This window comes from Sphingobium sp. AP49 (assembly GCF_000281715.2).
GTDB lineage: Bacteria > Pseudomonadota > Alphaproteobacteria > Sphingomonadales > Sphingomonadaceae > Sphingobium.
In genome coordinates, this window is record NZ_CP124576.1 from 1,049,557 (window position 1) to 1,067,553 (window position 17,997).

The following is a 17,997-nucleotide window of genomic DNA, read 5'->3' on the forward strand; positions in this document are numbered from 1 at the left end:
GAAGCCTGTTCCTGCGCATCGGTGGCCGGTGACATAGTATCGGCTGGTTACCGTCCGTGGCGTGATCCGGAAGATAATCCGGACCGCCCGCTTGCTCGGCGGGCGGTCCGGGCTTGCAATCAGTTGTTGGTAACCAGATTGTCGACCGTCGCGATCGGCAGGATGGTCGAGGCAATGATGGAAATGAAGCGCTGCAACTCTGCGGTCGGGCTGTTGGACACAAAAATCACGTCTTTGTCGCGCATTGCGAAATTCTGCATCGAGAAATACGTGCCGGGATCCTTCATGTTCACGCGATAGATGACCGGAATTCGGCCGTCCTGCCGCGCCTGCACACCCTGCGCCAATTCGGGAACCAGAGCAGGATCCTCCCAACGGAAGAGGAACATGCCCTTTGGATCAGCGCGCGCATCCTGCAGGCCACCGATCCTGCCGATGGCCTGGGCCAGGGTGAGGCCGGTCGCCTCGAAATTGACTTCTTCGTTTTTGCCGGCGGCGCCAAGCGCGGTAAAGCTATAGGGCTGATAGAAGGCGGTGATAACATCGTCCGTCTTCAGCACGATATTCTGGCGCGGATCCCGGATGACGGCTTCAAGGGGCATTGACTGGACGATGTTGCCGCGGCTGATCTGAACCGTGATCTTGTTGATCGGTTGGCGCGTGCCGCCTGCTGCGGCAAGCGCATCCAGCAAACGCTCGCCCTTGGGCGTGAGGGGGACGCGGGTGCTGTTCGTGACTTCACCAACCACCGTGGCGGTGGAGGTGGCATTGCGTAGCAGCCGGACCATGACCTGAGGCAGATGTGCCTTGCCCCGCAACCGTGCGGTGATCTCCTTCTCGATCTGCGATGGGGTGCGATCGTTGACGGTCAATCTGCCAGCAAACGGCACGGTAACCGTACCATCGGGGCCGACAAGCAATTCAGGCAATTGCGTGGATCGGCTGGTAGTCAGATTCTGAATGCCTTCGGCCATGTAGGCGGCGTTCGATGCGTTATTGCTGAACAGCGCCGCCGGAGGCGCTTCCCAAATGGATATCTCCAGCGTGTCACCGGGATATACCTTGCCTCCAACAGCCTCGGCCTGGCCCAATGTCTCCGCGAAGCCGGGCGCGGGCTGTGCCTGTATGCGCCGAGCTATCGTTTCAGTCATCTCGACGATCTGGATGCCCTGTACCGCCGATTCCGTCGGAGCTTTCATGACTGTCGCTGTGTTGGGGCCAACGGACGTGCAGCCGGCAAGCAAAGGCAGCGACAGTGCCGCAATCAATGGGAAACCGCCGACCTTCCGGTTCATGCGGCGCAACTCGATCTTCTTCATTTTTGCTCCTGGCGCACTGCGGCGTGGCGTGATCTTTAATCCGATTGCCGGCATCTGTCTAACGCCAGATTGGCCGGGGGAGGTGAAGGGTTTCAGGCATTTATGCCCATGCCGCCTTGATTGCAGCTTTCCAGTCGCCGTGCATTCGCCAGGCGTCAAGATGGGGATGCCACAACAATTTGGTCAGCCATTCCGTGCGATCGCTTATGCCGGGCGTACAGGTCCCGAAATCCGTGGCGCGTACGCATTGGCAGTCTTCTTCCGGCAGGTTGGGAAAGGGGGCGACGCGGAAACGATAGGGCACGAGTGGGATGCGGCCGCGATAGAATTTTTCCCAGCGTAGCCCGATCTGGCGGGCGTCGAGAATGACGCAATGGGTCTGCAGCGCGTCGTGACTATCTTCTAATGTCTCGCGAATCGTCCATCCCCGTTCGGCCAGCAGATGCCGGAACAGGCGCGCTTCAGGCCATTGCGGCATGCTGCCCAGCGATGCGCCATCGGCGGCGTCCTGGCCGATCGCGAGGAGATCGTCGAGCTGCGTCTGCGGGAAGGGGCTTCGTGGATAATAGGCGCGCAAGGTATCGGGCGTGCCCATCAGGAACATGTCCGACGGATGGTAGAGTCGATCGGACCGGGTGTAGCAATTGGTCGTTAGCAGCTTGCCTGCCCGCCATTCCGACGCGAACCGCTCGATCTGGATAAGGCATTGGCGGAACGAGGCGCATTGGTCCGAGCGCAGTTTGATGATGAGGTCTGCCGAGCCGATTGCGCTTAGGCCGGCATTCACAAGATTGAGCTGGCGGTTGAGATTGGCAATGCCTGGATTTGCTACGTCATGCACGCCGGTCAGGGTGAAGAGGGCGAGCAGGGATGGATCAAGTGCTTCGATCTGGGCTGAAATGGCCGGCAGGTCGTTTTCATAGCCGGCGAACACGGCGCGTTGGACCTGGCCCTTGCGCAATGCCGCGCAGGCTTGTGCAATGACCTTCGGGGTGAAGGCGGTCCGGGGGCCATGTACCAAAAGCGCGATATCGATCATGTCACGGGATTCTGAAAGGGGAAGAGCTTCTCGTCCAGGCGCGCGGTGATTGCGCGGCTCATCGGGCCTGCCTTCGCGCCCGGACAATAAAGATAAAAAAGCTTTGTCGCGCGCAACAGGGCGTCGGCGACCAGTTGGTCGCTGGTGCGCGGGGGCTGCCCCTTGGAAGGCTCAAGGCATATTCTTCCAATGATGGGATAGGTAACATGTTGTGCCAGCATCCTGGTCCTGTCCAATCCCTTCTTCAGGTCTGGCGCACAGCAAATCAGGGTCTGCTCGTCAAGGAAGTCCGCGCTGCCAGCTTGCTCCAGCATCGCCTGCAGGATGTCGTCCGACGGCGGGGTCGGGCAATATAGGAACAGGCCGCCATCGGGGATTGGGCGGCGGGTCAGGGGTTCATTGCCGAACATCTCGACCTGGCCGGCTGCGCGCGCGTGCGGCGCTGTGTCGGCCATTGCTGCCGGCAGCAGTGCGAGGACTGGCGGATGGGAAATAATCTGGTCCAGCGAGCGGGGCACGACCGTATCGAAATGAGCGAGGCGTGCTGCTATGGCTGTCTCTGGCGCAAGGAGCGCACGGGTTCGCAGGCGCTGTTCTTGCGCAATAGCGTCAAGGCCGGGCTGACCTATATCGGCGGCATGGCGTAGTGCTTGCTTGATCGCTGCAATATCGTCGGGCGCAAAAAGGAGGGATGTATCTGCCCCCATTAGTTCGGCGACGCCGGATGTGCGCGATCCGCAAACCGGGAGGCCCTGGGTGATCGCTTCCAGTGCCGTGGTGGGGAAATTTTCGCGCGGCGAGGGTATGACGAACAGGTCGGCCTGGGCGAATAGCGGGTGGCTGGCTTGCGGCGAAAGGAAGTCGTGGAAGGTGAAATGATCGCGCAAATCGCGATCGATCAGCGCGTAGCAAGCGGTGCGATAGTCCTCGCCGCTGCGGAAATCCTCGATCGAGTTGCCCGCGAAGGTGACGTGCAGGTGCATTCCTTCCCGCAGCAGCTCCGTGCAGGCGCGAATAAGGAGATCCTGTCGCTTGCGCAGTTCAAAGCGACCCAGCGACAAGATGTGCAAACCGTCCCTGTTGCCGGCGGAGGATGTCGAATCGGCCTCAGCTTGTGGGAAGCAGGGATAAAGCGGGGTTATGCGTGGCAGATGGTAGCGCTGTTCCAAATAGCTGGCGAGAAAGGCGGATACGCTGACATGGGCGTCGGCAAGGCTGTTCTGTGCCGCTTCCGCGATAGCGGTGAAGCGAAGGTCCGTGCTGGCCACCGCGTCGAAATCCGTCAGCGTTCCCCATTCCCAGATTTCCCGAGAGCCGGTGTGATGATTGACGATGATCCGGCATTTGCTGTGGGTTTGTCCCATGGCGCGCCGCAGCAAAAACTGGCTGGTTAACCCGTTATAATCGGCCACTTCCACGACCTGTGGGTCGATCCGATCCAGCGCCTGGGCCACGAAATCCGCGCTTTTGAGGTCGCCATCCGGGATGTGGGTGACGGTAAGCCGTGGGGATGGCCTGTAGGGGCCAAGGCCATGGCAGAATAGATGGATGTGGTAATTGCTGTGGGCAATCAGGCTGTCGATTAGGTTTTCCAGATAGACCGCGATGCCGCCATGGCCATTGTATCGACCGAATTCATGGGCGACGATTGCGAATATCGGGCGATGTCGATAGCGACGCCCAAATTCTTCTGATGCAAATAATTGCTCGACGCAGCGCTGGATGCCACCTGCTTCGTCGGCGATCGGCTCCATCCGATCCAGTTCGGCGGGGCTGGCTTCGCGCTGGAGGAGGGCGCCGTGTAGCTGCTGGACGACGGAGCGGGCGTCAATCATGATCGGGGCCGAGTTCCGACACCGGGAGGTAGCGGCCGCGAAACTCCTCCGAATGGAGGAAGGATTGAACGATCTGCTCGATGCTGCCCGTGATCTTGAGCTGCTCGCTATAATAAGCGAGGCCGCCCGCATCGGGAACGCGTCCGAAAAAAGCAAGATAAAGTTCCGTGACGATCGTCTCGGTAGTCATCATGGATAAGTTTCTGTCCTATGTCCGGGCGCGCGCCGTCGGTGTCGCGGGAAGTATGTTGCGCTGCAGGATTTTCCTATTTCATGACCATCTGTCAATCTGCAACTGATGTTGTAATATATTCGCGTGAGACTGCGGTTCGTCGTGCGCTGGTCTGGCATGTTGCAATTGCGTGGTTGTTGGGGCACTAGGATGGCGCATGCGTTTGAGGGGGTGGATACCAACTTGCCGGAAGCGTTGAAACGGGGTGCGCTTTCGGGTTTCTGCTCGCTCTGCGTCGTGGCGATCCGTCGAGCGTCGGCTCGGCTTCGCCACATGTCCATATTCCTTTAGGTTCAGGTGTTTGATGGTTGATGATGGCCGTGACCAGAGTGGGTCGGCATTACGAGGCGCTTGGAACAAGTTTGTCGGGCTCGGCCCGATATTTCTCGGTACCGTGGCCATCCCCACCATTGCCGCCATATTCTATTTTGGCCTGATCGCGTCCGACGTCTATACCTCGGAAGCGCGGTTCGTTGTGCGAAGCCCCAACAAGCAGACGGAAACAGGGTTGAGCAGCCTGTTGCGCACGGCTGGAACTCAGCGTGCCGGCGATGAGGTCTACGCGGTTCAGGACTATGCCCGGTCGCGCGATGCGCTCAAGGCACTCGATGGGCAGGGGCTGGTCAGGAAGGCTTATGGTCGGCCCGAGGTCGACATGTTCAATCGTTTTGGTGGATTTGCTTCGGATGAGTCCTTCGAGGGCTTGTTCAAATATTTCCGCAAGAAGGTCGAGATTGAACCCGATCCTGCGACGTCGGTAACGACGTTGACGGTTGAGGCCTATACGGCGCAGGATGCCTATGAAATTAACCGGCACTTGCTGGAGTTGAGTGAGGCGCTGGTCAATCGCCTCAATACTCGGGCGCAGGCGGATCTGATCAAATATGCGCAGGCGGAGCTCGAAGAGGCGCGCGTCCGTGCAAGCCAGACCGCCGTCGCTCTTGCCGCCTATCGGAATCAGGAAGGCATTCTTGATCCCGAGAAGCAGGCGAATGTGCAGTTGCAGATGATCTCCAAGCTGCAGGATGAACTGATCAGCACCAAGACCCAGTTGATTGAACTGCAGTCGGTGGCGCCCGCCAACCCGCAGGTGCCGGTGCTGAAGGTGCGTGTTGCAGGCCTGAGCAAGGAGATCGACGAGCAGCTTGGCGCCGTGGCCGGTGGCCGTGCTTCGCTCGCGGCGGCCGCTGTGAATTATCAGAAGCTGGCCCTGGAAAGCGATCTGGCCGAAAAGCAGGTCGCAAGTGCGCTGGCGAGCCTGGAAACGGCACGCAATGATGCGCGCCGTCAGCAGGTCTATGTGGAACGGATCGTGCAACCCAATCTGCCGGACAAGGCGTTGGAGCCTAAGCGCTTGCGCGGTATCCTGGGCACATTCGTGTTCGGCATGATCCTTTGGGGCGTTCTTTCGCTGCTCTTTGCGGCATTGCGCGAGCATAAAGATTAAAGCGCCATGCTGAGATCGATCCGCGAGGGACTGGAATCCTGGGAAGTACAGCGCAGGGTGCTTGGTGCGCTATTGCTGCGCGAGGTGCTGACCCGCTTCGGTCGGAGAAACCTGGGTTTTCTCTGGATTTTCGTCGAACCGATGATGTTCACACTGGGTGTGACGGCATTGTGGAACTTCATGAAGGCAACGCACGGGTCAAATTTGCCGATCACGGCATTTGCCGTCACCGGCTATTCCAGTGTGCTGCTCTGGCGCAACATGCCGGCACGATGCATCCATGCTATCCTGCCTAATCAGGCATTGCTGTATCATCGTCATGTGCGGATTATCGATATCTTCTTGGCGCGCCTGCTGCTGGAGGCGGGCGGCGCGACGACCTCGTTCATCCTGCTGGCGTCCTTCTTCACCTTCATCGGCTGGATCGACCTGCCCGAAGATATTCTGCAGGTGTTCGGGGGGTGGCTGATGCTGGCCTGGTTCGGTGCCGGACTGGCAATTACGCTGGGTATCTTGTCGGAAGAATATGAGCTGATCGACAAGTTGTGGCACCCGGCGTCCTATCTGCTCTTTCCGTTGTCCGGGGCTGCCTTCCTGGTCGACGCGCTGCCGACCGAAGCACAGAAATATATTCTGGCCCTGCCGATGGTGCATGGACTGGAATATCTGCGTGAAGGTTATTTCGGCTCCAAGATCCATGCTCATTATGATCTGGGGTATATGGCCGCGATCAATACTTGTCTGACCCTGATCGGTCTGTTGGCGGTCATGAAGATCGGGCCGAGGATCACGCCCGGATGATACGTCTTCATAATGTTGCCAAGAGCTACCCGATGCGGAGCGGCCGTGCGCTGGTGTTGCGTGACGTCAACCTGACGGTCAATCCCGGGGAGAAGGTCGCCATCCTCGGACGCAACGGCGCAGGCAAGTCGACTATGGTGCGGCTGATCAGTGGTGCCGAACAGCCGACCGGCGGCTGGATTGAGCGCAACATGTCGGTATCCTGGCCACTCGCCTTCGGCGGAGCCTTTCAGGTGGCGCTGACCGGGATCGACAATGTGCGCTTCATCTGTCGCGTCTATGGCGTCGATTTCAAAGACAAGATCGACTATGTTTACGAGTTCTCGGAGCTGGGAAAATATCTGCGGGAGCCGGTTAAGACCTATTCGTCGGGTATGCGGGCGCGCCTTGCCTTCGCTATTTCGATGGTCGTGGAGTTCGACTGCTTCCTGATCGATGAGATCATTGCGGTGGGCGACGCCCGTTTTCATGAAAAATGCCATGTCGAATTGTTCGAGAAGCGCGCTGATCGTGCGATGATCATCGTGTCGCACGATGCGCCCTATCTGCGCGAGCATTGTAACCGCATTGGCGTGCTCGATAATGGGCGGCTGGTCGTATTCGATGACTTCGATGTCGCCTATGACTTCTATCACGAAGTCACGCACAAGCAGGTCCTGCCCCAGTGAGGGGCTGGCTCGATGAGCTGCCTCGCCCGATCATCATTCCCGCCGCCTGGTGGCGTTGGGATGTTCGACGCCGTCGGCGCAAGGCGCAAGGTAGGATGTCTGCTGTCGCGGTGGATGCGATCGCGGCCAGACGATTGTTCGTCGATATCTCGACGCTGGCGCGGACGGACGCGGGCACCGGCATACAAAGGCTGGTCAAGGTCGAATTAGGGCGATTGGTGGATGATCCGCCAGACGGTCTGCAAACGCAGCCGGTGGCAGCGACGCGGACGCGGCCCTATCGGATGATCGGCTGGCCTCTGGAAGAGGCGGGTTCCGACGTCGTGCCCTTATCTCCAGTGGCGGGGGACCATTTTCTGGGGCTGGACTTGAGCGCGCACATCATTCCGCGCAAACTGGACGAGATGATGGCATGGCGCCGGACGGGGGTGCGCTTCACCTTCGTCATTTACGACATGCTGCCCCTGCTCCATCCCCAATGGTTTTCCGGCAAGCTGGTTGCGGCCTTCCGTCGGTGGATCCGGGCCGTCGCCATCTTGGCGGATGATGTGCTGTGCATCAGCCCGGATGTGCAGCGGCATTTCCACGACTGGATGGACGGACGCTATGGCCTGAGCCGTAGCGATATCCCCAGCCAGTTGATGCCGATTTCGGTTGATGGCTGGGCAGGGCGGCTCTGGTCGGAGGCGCAGGTCGCCCGCGCACCCGCGCTGGCCGATACCGGCCCCTATTGCCTTGCCGTCGGCACCGTGGAGCCGCGCAAAGGCTATGGAGATCTGCTGACGGCGTTTGACAGGCTCTGGAAGGCGGGGGAGGCGATGACGCTTGTCATTGCGGGGCGCCCCGGCTGGAAAACGCAGGCCCTGCAGGCGCGCTTGCGCCGGCACGCAGAATGGGGGCGCCGGCTTTTCTGGTTCGATAATGCGGATGATCGCATGTTGGGCAGCCTTTACGCCCATTGTGCCGCGGTATTGCAGCCTTCGCTGGGGGAAGGGCTGGGACTGCCTCTGCTGGAGGCGGTCCAGGCAGGCAAGCCGGTATTCGCACGGGGCCTGCCCGTCTATCGCGACATTGGCCTGGCAGATGGAACTGTGCATTTTTTCCCCGAAGCTGCGCGCGGGGACGAATTGGCGGATTATCTTGCCGATTTTATTGCTACACTTGCTGCAGAGAGCGGAAATCTGGCAAGTGAGATATCGCGGGACGCCGATTAGGGCGTCCGGTTCGCCGACTATGGGGCAAGGGGAATGACGTGCGGATAGCAATGGTGTGCGAGCCTGGCTTTTTCCAGAAGCATGTCGGGGTTCGCGCATTGGTTTCGACGCTGGTGGAGCAGGCCAAGGCGTTTGGACATAGCGTGTCCTATGTCATCAACGAGCCCACCCATCTGCAAGATCGATGGTTCCTGGCCGTGCCACAGCAATCGTTGGTGGATGGCAATTTCGTCGACCAGACGGAAAGTGTGTCTGGCGTACCGGACGAAGTGCTGCTGCGTTATCAGAATGAATTGTTCGAGGTGAAGCAGGCGGACTTCCCTCCGAATCTGCGCGTTGCCTATTATGCGCTGGGCAGTCAGGTTCCCGAGGGCATGTTCGATATGGCGATCTATTCGGGGCCGTGGTTGCAGGGGCTGCAGCAACGTTTCCCGGCCAAGCGGGTCGTCGGGCTGGTCCATGACGCCATTCCCAACAGCTATTTGCTGAACGGAAAGGCCACGGATGATTTCGCTTATCAGCACCTAACAGGCTTCCGCTGCTATACCGCCCATTGTGATGAGATATGGGCCAATTCCGCGTTTACGCGGTCCGCTTTCCTGGCGCTGTGTACGATATCGCGCCTCAATTCGGTGCCGGTTCATATATTGCCGCCTATGATCCCCCATCACATCGCTTGCCACTTGGCGTCGACGGACATGGTGTCGCGGGAAAATATGGTGGTGGCGGTCGGCTTGTTTGATCCGCGCAAGGGCCTAGCCGAGGCATCCAAGATATTCGACGCGGTGACGAAGCCGGTGCATCTCGCCATCTGCGGCGCGATCCGGTGCCGCGAGGAGGATATGCGCGATTTCATCGCGCGGCTGCGTGTTGAGCGAGTCACATGGTATCGATCGATCCGATCGGAGGATCTGGCGGCGCTCTATGCCAAGGCACGGGTCGCGATCTTCAATTCGGATGCCGAAGGCCTGGGCCTGCCGGTGCTGGAGGCTCAGGCTCTGGGCTGCCCGGTGGTGGCAAGCGACATTCCCGTGTTGCAGGATATTCTGCTGCCCGGATCGATCGGTTTGCCCCGCGATGCCCATGGCGCCTTTGCAGCCTATATCGACAACATGTTGGCGGGAGGGACGGACCATGTCGGTCTTGCCGCCACGGCACGAACGCAATTCGTGGCAGATGGCTATGGCGCGCTATTGAATGAAGTTCCGGTGGTTGCGATCGACGCGGCATGACCATGGGGAGTGGTAACGATCCGGGACTGTTCGAGGCTATGGCATGATATTGCTGGCACATCGCGGTTTGTGGACGCAGCCGGACGAACGCAACAGCCGAGCGGCCCTGCAGGGCGCTTTTGCCTTGGGGTTCGGCGTGGAGACGGACGTACGCGACTGTAATGGACGGCTTGTCATATCGCATGACATGCCGACGGCCGGTGCGATGGCGTTGGAAGATTTGCTCGCTGATTATGATGTAGCGGGCCGGCCCGGCTGGCTGGCGTTGAATATCAAGGCAGACGGACTGGCTGCAGGGATCGAGCAGGCGTTGCAGGCCTATCCCGGCATGGCATCGCAGGTCTTTGTATTCGACATGTCGGTGCCTGATACGCTCGGCTATTTTGGGCGATCAATGCATGTGTTCACCCGGCATAGCGAATTTGAACCATCGCCGCCTCTGGAGCAGCGTTGTACGGGCTTATGGATGGACTGTTTTGAACGGCCCTGGGTCGATCCGGTCGACATCGTTGCCCGGATCAAGCGCGGTCAGAGAGTGGCGATCGTTTCACCTGAACTACATGGACGCACCGTCTATCACCGCTTCTGGCAGCTCCTGCGCACCGAAATCATCCGAGCGGCCCTGCCTGCCGACTTGCTGGAGAGTTCCCTCATGTTGTGCACGGATTTTCCGCGCGAGGCGGCAGCATATTTTTCACTGCGGGATTCAGCATGAGCATCAAGGCCATTCTCTTTGACATGGACGGGGTGCTGATCGACGCGCGTGACTGGCATTATGAAGCGCTGAACAAGGCGCTCGATCTGTTCGGTATGGCGATCGAGCGCTACGCTCATATCGCGACGTTCGATGGCCTGCCGACGCGCCGCAAGCTGGAGATATTACAGGCAACGCACGGGTTGCCTGTGGCTCTGCATCCCTTCATCAACGAGATGAAGCAGCTTTACACCACGGAAATCATCTATGCGCGCTGCCGCCCGATCTTTCATCATCAATATGCCCTGAGTCAGTTGAGGCAGCGAGGGTATAAACTCGCGGTCTGCTCCAATTCGATCAAGGCAACAGTCAACTTGATGATGATGCTGGCGCGGCTGGAAGAATATTTGGCGCTGCAATTGTCGTGCGAGCAAGTGTCGCAGGCCAAGCCCGCGCCGGACATATATGTTGAAGCCATGCGGCAGTTGGGCGTGGCGCCTGAGGAGTGCCTGATTCTCGAGGATAATGATCATGGCATACAGGCGGCCAAGGCCAGCGGCGGGCATTTGCTTGAAGTCGCATCGCCCGAACAGGTTACGCTTGATCGGATCATGACCAGGATTGCCGAGATCGAAGGCGCATAAGATGAAGATATTGCTCCCTGTCGCCGGCGCGACCCCCTTTTTCCCGGCCGATGAATTTCCGTTCCCCAAGCCGCTGGTGGAGATGATGGAACGGCCGATGATCGCTTGGGCGATCGACAATCTGAACGAGCTGGAAGGCGATCCTCATTTCGTCTTCATCGCGATGCAGGACGAGACGACGCAATATTCTCTGGACGGCGTTTTTCGGCTTGTGACCGGGGGGCGATGCGACGTCGTCAAATTGCCGGCGCGCACCGCTGGAGCGCTATGCAGTTGTTTGTTGGCGATCGAGCATATCGATCCCGAACTGCCCCTGCTGATCGCTAACTATGATCAGGTTATCGAAGGTGAACTGCCTGATTTCATTGCCCGACTGCGTTCCAAGAATGCCGATGCGGGCGTATTGACCTTTGACGCGACCCATCCGCGCTGGTCCTATGTGCGGACCGAGCAGGGATATGTCGTGGAAGCTTCCGAAAAACGGGTCATTTCCAAGGAAGCGATCGCCGGCCTTTATTGGTTCGCCCGGGGCGCGGATTTCATCGAGGCAGCACAGAATGTGATCCGTGCTGGCGATACGGTCAATGGCGTTTATTTCATTGCATCGTCGCTCAACCAGATGATCTTGGCAGGCAAGCGGGTGGCTTCGATCCCGATGCGAGATCAATCGCGGCTGCACAGTTTTTTCCTGCCCGCCCGGGTGCACGCCTTTGAGGAAGAGATGCGCAGCCGGGTGGCCGACGCTTCGCGGGCTGCCCTTCCCGCCAAGCCGGTCCATGTTGTCATTCCGGCGGCTGGCGAGGGATCGCGCTTCGCCAAGGCGGGCTATGGTGCGCCAAAGCCCTTCATCGATGTGCTCGGCAAGCCGATGCTGACCCATGTGCTGGACAATGTTGCGATCCGGGACGCGCAGTACACGCTTTTGCTGAGAGAGGCACATCTTGGGCTGTCGCCGGATGCGGAGGCGGAAATCGCCCGTCGATCAGCGCATATCATTCCGGTCGCACGGTTGACCGAGGGGACGGCCTGCACCGTCCTGCTGGCACGGTCAGCCTTTGATGATGAAGCGCCCCTGCTTGTGGTCAATTCCGACCAACTGGTGAATTTCAGTTGCCAGGATTTCGTCGATGATGCCCGTAGGCGTGGGTTGGACGGCTCCATTCTTGTGTTCCGCGATCCGCATCGCGACCCCAAATGGTCGTTCGCAGCGATAGATGATGCCGGCTTTGTGACGGAGGTTGCCGAGAAGCAGCCGATCTCGGATTTCGCCACGGTTGGCATCTATCTGTTCATGGAGGGCCAGAGCTTTGTCCGGGCGGCGATCGACATGATCGCCAACAATGACCGGGTGAATGGCGAATTCTATACCTGCCCCGTTTATAATTACATGATTCGCGCAGGCGCCAGGATCGGCATCTACGAAGTGCCGTTCGATGCGATGACGGGGCTGGGGACGCCCGAGGATATGGAAGCCTATCTAACGTTGAAGGGCGGCCCGGGTACCCGTTCGGCCGATGCCCCGGTGGGCTGAAGGCAATGGAGGTCGTGGTCCCGCTGGCGGGGAATGATTTCGAGCGTCCCGATGGGACGACCAAGGCGGAAATGCTGGTCGACGGGCAGCCATTGCTGTTGCAGGCATTATGGTCACGCTCCTGGTGGCGACGTGGCGATGTGGCGGCATCGAACTTCTGCTTCGTCCTGCGCGATACAGCCGTCGGCCGGCGCTTCGCGGAGGGGCCGCTAACGGATTGGTTTCCCGGCGCTCGCCATGTCTTTCTCTCGCACATGACGGCGGGGGCCGCTTTCTCTGTGGCAGCGGGCGTGGCTTTGTGCGACCCGCTGGCGCCCTTGTGCATCGATCTGGCTGACATTCTCTATCAGGAAGATTTCGATGCGACGGCGACATTCGCGGCGGACGCCGGGCTGGGTGGTATCGCCCTGACCTTTTGTTCGGATCTGCCTGTCTACAGCTATGTGCGCACGGATGAACAGGGCCGCGTGCTGGAAGCGGCGGAAAAGCGCGTGATCTCCGGCCAGGCGTCGGCTGGCACATATTTTTTCCGTAACGCCGGTATCTATGCGCAGGCGCTTGGACATGCGGTGGCGCATCGGGAAAGCCAGACCCATCAAGGCATCTATTTTGTCTGTCCGCTATTCAACGGCGTGATCGATGCCGGACTGGATGTGCGCAGCGTACCGGTCCGCGAGATATTGGACGTAAAGGTCTAGGCCTCGATCATCCAGCGCAGGGTGTCTTCCAGCGGGGGGCAGGGCAGGGCGCCTGCCAGTCGGTCCATTTTTCGTCGATCGCCCCAAAGGGTCGGAATCTCGTTGGTGCGCACAAATGATGGATTGACTGTCATGCGCATGGGATGGCCCGCAATCTGGCTGGCCATGCCGACAATCTGACGCAGGCTGTAAGCGCGGCCGGCGCAGATGTTGACCTTCTCGCCGATAGCCGCGGGATTGTCGAATAGCGCGAGGCAGACCGCGACGATGAAGCGGACGTCGGAGAAGTCGCGGGCTACGTCCAGATTGCCGAGTTCGATCACCGGCGCCCGGGCGCGCACATGCTCGACAATCTTGGGGATCAGGAAGCGCTGTGCCTGTCCAACCCCGCTATAGTTGAATGGGCGGACGATGGTGCAACGCAGGCGATCAGCGAACAACTGGGGCAATTGCTCCATTGCGAGTTTGCTGATGGCATAATCATTCACGGGGACAGGCGGGAAGGATTCGTCGATCGCGCCCTGCGCACCAGCGCCATAGATATTGGCGCTGCTCATCAGCAACACCCGGTCGACATCGGGGGCATGGTCGGCCAGCGCCTGTAACAGGTTGCGAGACCCGATCAGGTTGCTGTCATATATCTCCTGGACATCTCCATGCCCGACGAATGAAATCGCGGCCAGGTGCAATACCTTATCCGGCACAACGTTCGCCACTACCTGGTTGAGTGCCGGAAGGTCCGTCAAGTCCCCAATATGCGGCGTAAAAGCGGCATCAGCCGGACAGGGGGTGCCGGGCTTGATGAGGCCATGCACCTCATGTCCCTGCGCCCGTAAAGCGCGCACGAAATAGTGACCGGCAAAACCACCGGCACCCGTGATGAGGAAGCGGCTCATTGTCGGCTCATGCGCATTAAAAGGAGAAACCTTCTTCAATGCGACGCAAATCCGCCTGGACCATCATGTCGCACAATGTCTCGACTGGGGTGGTCGCAGTCCAGCCCAGTTCCGTGCGGGCCTTGCTGGCGTCGCCGATCAACAGGTCGACCTCCGCCGGGCGGTAGAAAAGCGGATTGATACGCACCACAGTCCGGCCGCTGGCGATGTCCACGCCAATTTCGCCCAGATCCTGTCCCTTGTAGGCGATATCGATGCCCGCTGCCTTGAACGCCAGGGTGACGAAGTCGCGCACGGCAATGGTCCGGCCAGTGGCCAAGACAAAGGTGTCAGGCTGCTCGGCCTGCATCATCCGCCACATGCCCTCGACATATTCGTCGGCAAATCCCCAGTCCCGCTTGGCATCCAGGTTACCCAGTTCCATGCAGTCGAGTTTGCCCAGCGCAATTCGGGCGACCGCGTCGGTGATCTTGCGGGTGACGAATTCGCGTCCGCGCAGAGGACTCTCATGATTGAATAAAATGCCACTGCATCCGAAAATGCCGTAGCTCTCGCGATAATTGATGGTGGTCCAATGCGCGAATAACTTTGCGACACCATAAGGGCTGCGCGGATAGAAGGATGTGCTTTCCGATTGGGGCATGGCCTGGACCTTGCCAAACATTTCGGATGTGCTGGCCTGGTAGAAACGGGTCTTTGGATTTACCAGCCGGATCGCCTCCAGCATATGCAGCGCGCCGATGCCGGTAATCTCGGCCGTCGTGATCGGTTGATCGAACGATACGCCAACGAAGCTCTGAGCGGCGAGATTATAGACTTCGGTCGCTTCACTGTTCTGCAACAGGCGCACGTTCGACGACAGGTCGGTCAGGTCGCTTTCCACCAGTTTGAGATTAGGATGGTCGGCAATGCCTAAATCGGCGATGCGCCAGAAATTCACCGAACTTGTCCGCCGGAATGTTCCGAAGACCTGATAGCCTTTTCCTAGCAGCAACTTGGCCAGATAGGCGCCATCCTGGCCTGAAATCCCCGTGATGATTGCATTTGGCATCAATGTCGCTTTTCACTCTGATTGGGCATGTGATGTGGCTCGGTAGCCCGGCTTTGCGTTGGATAGGGTAGGGGGATGCGGATTGGAACTGGGATAGCGTGCGATCTCAATCCTGCGTGTCGGCTTTCGACGGCAGCAGGTCGGGTTCTGGTGGGGCATGTGGTTCCACGGAAGCCTGCTCGGCATTCGTCGGGGCGGGACCAGCGTCTGATGGTGCTGGCAATGCCTCGGGTTGTTCGGGCTGTACCAGAGGCTCTGCTGTCGTTTCCTCCTGCAGCGCAGCTATGATCTGTTCGGGCGCGGTTTCGGGCTGCGGAGCCTGATCGAGCGGCATGGCGCATTCCACCTCGGTCGTCGGCAGTTCCTCGATCATCATTGATTCGGACTGCAGCACGGCCTGGAGACCCCGATCGGGTTCGATACTCAGGCTGGCAATCGCCAGTTTCGAGCCGACCGTGCCCGGGGTCAGGAGAAGATGATGTTCTCCTTCAAGGACCAGCAGATCCAGCGGCGTGCGTTGCATTGTCTCTGCAACCGATGCCGCAGGCATGAGATATCGTTGATTGCCCATGATCCCGGCCCCCGGGTCGTTCGCCGACATAGCGATCGCCAGATGGCATGTCGGCAGGGTGTCCGCAGCGGCGCCTATTGCGATCAGCGCCCTATCGAAAGGTTCCTGCGACGTGAGGCTGTCGCAGGACGGAAGGGGGCATGGCTCACCTTCATAGGCCCAGTTCTCCTCGATCATCTCAATCCGCAAATTGACCAGGGCCAGCCATAGTCTGCGGGCTTCATCCGGGAGGGGCGGTGGCGCAACATGGCTGGCGATGCGGAAGCGCAGAGTCGTAATGCCCGGTGCCAGGCACAAGAGCGTGCGATCGGAGATGCCCTCACCCTGGAGAGAGACAACCTGACCATTGGGCATGATCAGATCGGTGCGGCCATCATCGATGATATGACGATAGGCGAAACTCAGTGCGCTAAACACCGGAAAGGCGTTCGGATTGAGCAGGGTCAATTCCGCCAGATCCTCAAGCCAGTTGAGATATTGGCCGTCGTAATTTTCCCGGGGATAGGCGCCAAGCTTGAAATCGGACAAGATTGGTACGACCGATCGCACATCCATCACACGCAAGGCAGCGATTGGATGGGGCGTGGAGCGCGCCTCGGTAAGGATAGCAGGCCGCGCAGCATCGCGAAATTCGACCATCGATCCACCTCCGGCAGACTGACGAACGGACAGGATCGTGTCACATTCGGGCTTGACGGGTGTCCAGCCGACGGCAGTGGTACGATATTCGACGGCCTCCTGGCCCATTGGCCTGACCGCCAAGCGTACGGTCATTCCGGATGGTGGCATATCGGGCGCATTGTTCGCGAACAGGGCGAGTGTTTCACCGGCTCGCAACACGGCGTCCCGTTCCGACACCATATAATCCGGGTGCTGCCAGCGATATTGGCCAGGGCCGTGAAGGCCGGCCCGGTTTTGGTTCAGCAGAAGCAGGCCATGATCCAATATATTCTGGAAATGGGCGCAATGTTTCTTTGAGATGCCATCGGTGACGGCGCGACCCATCGGGTTGTAGCGGGGGATGATGCCATGTTGCCGGAGCAGAACCGCGAATTCGGCATCCTCAGCCTGATTCCAGAAGCATAGGTCATTGAGCGGCAGCGCGGTTAGGACCGACTTCTTGATGATGAAAAAGCCGCCATTCACATAGACATTGTCGATAAAGCCGGCATCGTCCGGGACATAATGGAGCCGGTCGAGTTGCAGTCCGCCGACTTCTCCGATGGCGGGGAATGTCTGGCCGTCGGGAAAAGATTGGTGGACAGTGGCAAAATCGAAATCCGTCCCGAAATCATCGAAACTCTCGAAAAATCCATCGTCCAGATAATAGCGGTCGTGGCAGATCAGCAGATTTTCATGTCGTGCTTCCGCACCCAGAATATTCTTTTTCTTGGAAATCTCGTTCAGCAGCGGATTGATGTCATAGTCGGCTTCATCCAGGAAGCGCACGCCTTGGTCGTCTAGTCCCTCGAAATGCGGGCCAAAAATTATAATATCAACCGCCGCCCCGCGCGCGCTGGACCGAATGGACTGGACCATCCTTTTGACAATTGGCGTGCGCTGTCCCGATGCCAGGATCGCCACCGACCAGTCACGCGCGTTGGCGGCATCGAACAAGGTCCGTTCAACCGCGATGATGGTTTGGATCCCGCTTGGAAGTGCCAGTTCATCGACGATGCTGCAGCGAAAACCGAACTTGCGCTTCAGATAATTTTTGATGCGCGCCATTTCGCTGAAATGCGCGGGTATATGCAATACCAGATGGCCATTCCGGCCGATCAGGCGAAGCGCTTCGTCCAGCAGGATCGGCCAGTTCTCTCCACCATGCGCGTCAGGTGTTGCGCACCATATGACGTCGAATTGTCCATGGAGCGGCGCGGCCGCCCGGAAACCGGTTGCGATGCTGATATCAATCGCCGTGCAATCGAAAGGGGGGTGATTGCCTATCCAGGCGTGACGATTACCCGATGAGAATAGCGGTTCCAGGTTGAGGCCTCGGACCTGACGCGGCGTGTAGGGATCGTGCGAGCCGGGTTCTTTCAGGGCCGGAGAGTAGAGAAGGCTGCTCAAATCCTGCATAAAGTTCCCGCTGGCTATGGTTCCGGGAAAGCTGTGCGGTCTGCCC

At 59.2% G+C, this 17,997-nt stretch carries 16 protein-coding genes; 9 read left to right on the top strand and 7 right to left on the bottom strand.

Annotation, left to right across the window (positions count from 1 at the left end):
• Window positions 1-119: 119 nt before the first annotated feature.
• From PMI04_RS05080 to PMI04_RS05095, 4 genes are all read right to left on the bottom strand, one after another.
• On the bottom strand, window positions 120-1,319 hold the full coding sequence (locus PMI04_RS05080) for a polysaccharide biosynthesis/export family protein (protein WP_007715381.1): 1,200 nt from the start codon (window positions 1,317-1,319) through the stop codon (window positions 120-122).
• Window positions 1,320-1,419: 100 nt separating this feature from the next.
• Window positions 1,420-2,358, bottom strand: a complete 939-nt coding sequence (locus PMI04_RS05085) for a WavE lipopolysaccharide synthesis family protein (RefSeq protein ID WP_007715382.1) — start codon at window positions 2,356-2,358, stop codon at window positions 1,420-1,422.
• Window positions 2,355-4,112 carry a glycosyltransferase family 4 protein gene (locus tag PMI04_RS05090; protein ID WP_157178199.1) on the bottom strand — a complete coding sequence of 586 codons (1,758 nt, stop codon included), beginning with the start codon at window positions 4,110-4,112 and terminating at the stop codon, window positions 2,355-2,357. Before PMI04_RS05090 ends, PMI04_RS05085 begins: the two co-directional genes overlap by 4 nt.
• A 73-nt stretch (window positions 4,113-4,185) precedes the next feature.
• Window positions 4,186-4,386 carry a DUF4214 domain-containing protein gene (locus PMI04_RS05095; protein WP_007715386.1) on the bottom strand — a complete coding sequence of 67 codons (201 nt, stop codon included), beginning with the start codon at window positions 4,384-4,386 and terminating at the stop codon, window positions 4,186-4,188.
• Window positions 4,387-4,729: 343 nt separating this feature from the next.
• Here PMI04_RS05095 and PMI04_RS05100 point away from each other — a divergent pair, with 343 nt between their 5' ends.
• From PMI04_RS05100 to PMI04_RS05140, 9 genes are read left to right on the top strand one after another with little or no spacing between them, the layout of a single operon-like run.
• Window positions 4,730-5,872: a hypothetical protein gene (locus PMI04_RS05100; protein WP_007715388.1), complete on the top strand. Its 1,143-nt coding sequence runs from the start codon at window positions 4,730-4,732 to the stop codon at window positions 5,870-5,872.
• A gap of 6 nt (window positions 5,873-5,878) precedes the next feature.
• The gene (locus PMI04_RS05105) at window positions 5,879-6,673 is read left to right on the top strand and encodes an ABC transporter permease (RefSeq protein WP_007715390.1); all 795 of its coding nucleotides are present in this window, start codon (window positions 5,879-5,881) and stop codon (window positions 6,671-6,673) included.
• Entirely contained in the window at window positions 6,670-7,341 is a 672-nt protein-coding gene (locus PMI04_RS05110) for an ABC transporter ATP-binding protein (RefSeq protein WP_007715392.1), read from the top strand. Before PMI04_RS05105 ends, PMI04_RS05110 begins: the two co-directional genes overlap by 4 nt.
• Window positions 7,338-8,555: a glycosyltransferase gene (locus tag PMI04_RS05115; RefSeq protein ID WP_283184856.1), complete on the top strand. Its 1,218-nt coding sequence runs from the start codon at window positions 7,338-7,340 to the stop codon at window positions 8,553-8,555. The genes PMI04_RS05110 and PMI04_RS05115 overlap by 4 nt, the downstream gene beginning before the upstream one ends.
• A gap of 38 nt (window positions 8,556-8,593) precedes the next feature.
• Window positions 8,594-9,787, top strand: coding sequence for a glycosyltransferase (locus PMI04_RS05120; protein WP_157178200.1), 1,194 nt, complete (start codon window positions 8,594-8,596; stop codon window positions 9,785-9,787).
• A 43-nt stretch (window positions 9,788-9,830) separates the two neighbouring features.
• A complete protein-coding gene (locus PMI04_RS05125) occupies window positions 9,831-10,502 on the top strand; it encodes a hypothetical protein (RefSeq protein ID WP_007715398.1) in 672 nt (223 codons plus the stop codon).
• Window positions 10,499-11,125: an HAD family phosphatase gene (locus PMI04_RS05130; protein WP_007715401.1), complete on the top strand. Its 627-nt coding sequence runs from the start codon at window positions 10,499-10,501 to the stop codon at window positions 11,123-11,125. Before PMI04_RS05125 ends, PMI04_RS05130 begins: the two co-directional genes overlap by 4 nt.
• 1 nt (window position 11,126) lies before the next feature.
• Window positions 11,127-12,656, top strand: a complete 1,530-nt coding sequence (locus PMI04_RS05135; protein ID WP_007715403.1) for a glycosyltransferase family 2 protein — start codon at window positions 11,127-11,129, stop codon at window positions 12,654-12,656.
• Window positions 12,657-12,661: 5 nt separating this feature from the next.
• Window positions 12,662-13,354, top strand: a complete 693-nt coding sequence (locus PMI04_RS05140) for a hypothetical protein (protein WP_007715405.1) — start codon at window positions 12,662-12,664, stop codon at window positions 13,352-13,354.
• On the opposite strand, the gene PMI04_RS05145 is transcribed toward PMI04_RS05140, so the two are convergent.
• From PMI04_RS05145 to PMI04_RS05155, 3 genes are all read right to left on the bottom strand, one after another.
• On the bottom strand, window positions 13,351-14,250 hold the full coding sequence (locus PMI04_RS05145; protein WP_007715407.1) for an NAD-dependent epimerase/dehydratase family protein: 900 nt from the start codon (window positions 14,248-14,250) through the stop codon (window positions 13,351-13,353). The two genes, PMI04_RS05140 and PMI04_RS05145, sit on opposite strands and share 4 nt — an antisense overlap.
• A gap of 16 nt (window positions 14,251-14,266) precedes the next feature.
• Window positions 14,267-15,301, bottom strand: coding sequence for a GDP-mannose 4,6-dehydratase (gmd, locus tag PMI04_RS05150; protein WP_007715410.1), 1,035 nt, complete (start codon window positions 15,299-15,301; stop codon window positions 14,267-14,269).
• A 106-nt stretch (window positions 15,302-15,407) separates the two neighbouring features.
• A complete protein-coding gene (locus PMI04_RS05155; RefSeq protein ID WP_007715413.1) occupies window positions 15,408-17,951 on the bottom strand; it encodes a hypothetical protein in 2,544 nt (847 codons plus the stop codon).
• Window positions 17,952-17,997 lie beyond the last annotated feature (46 nt).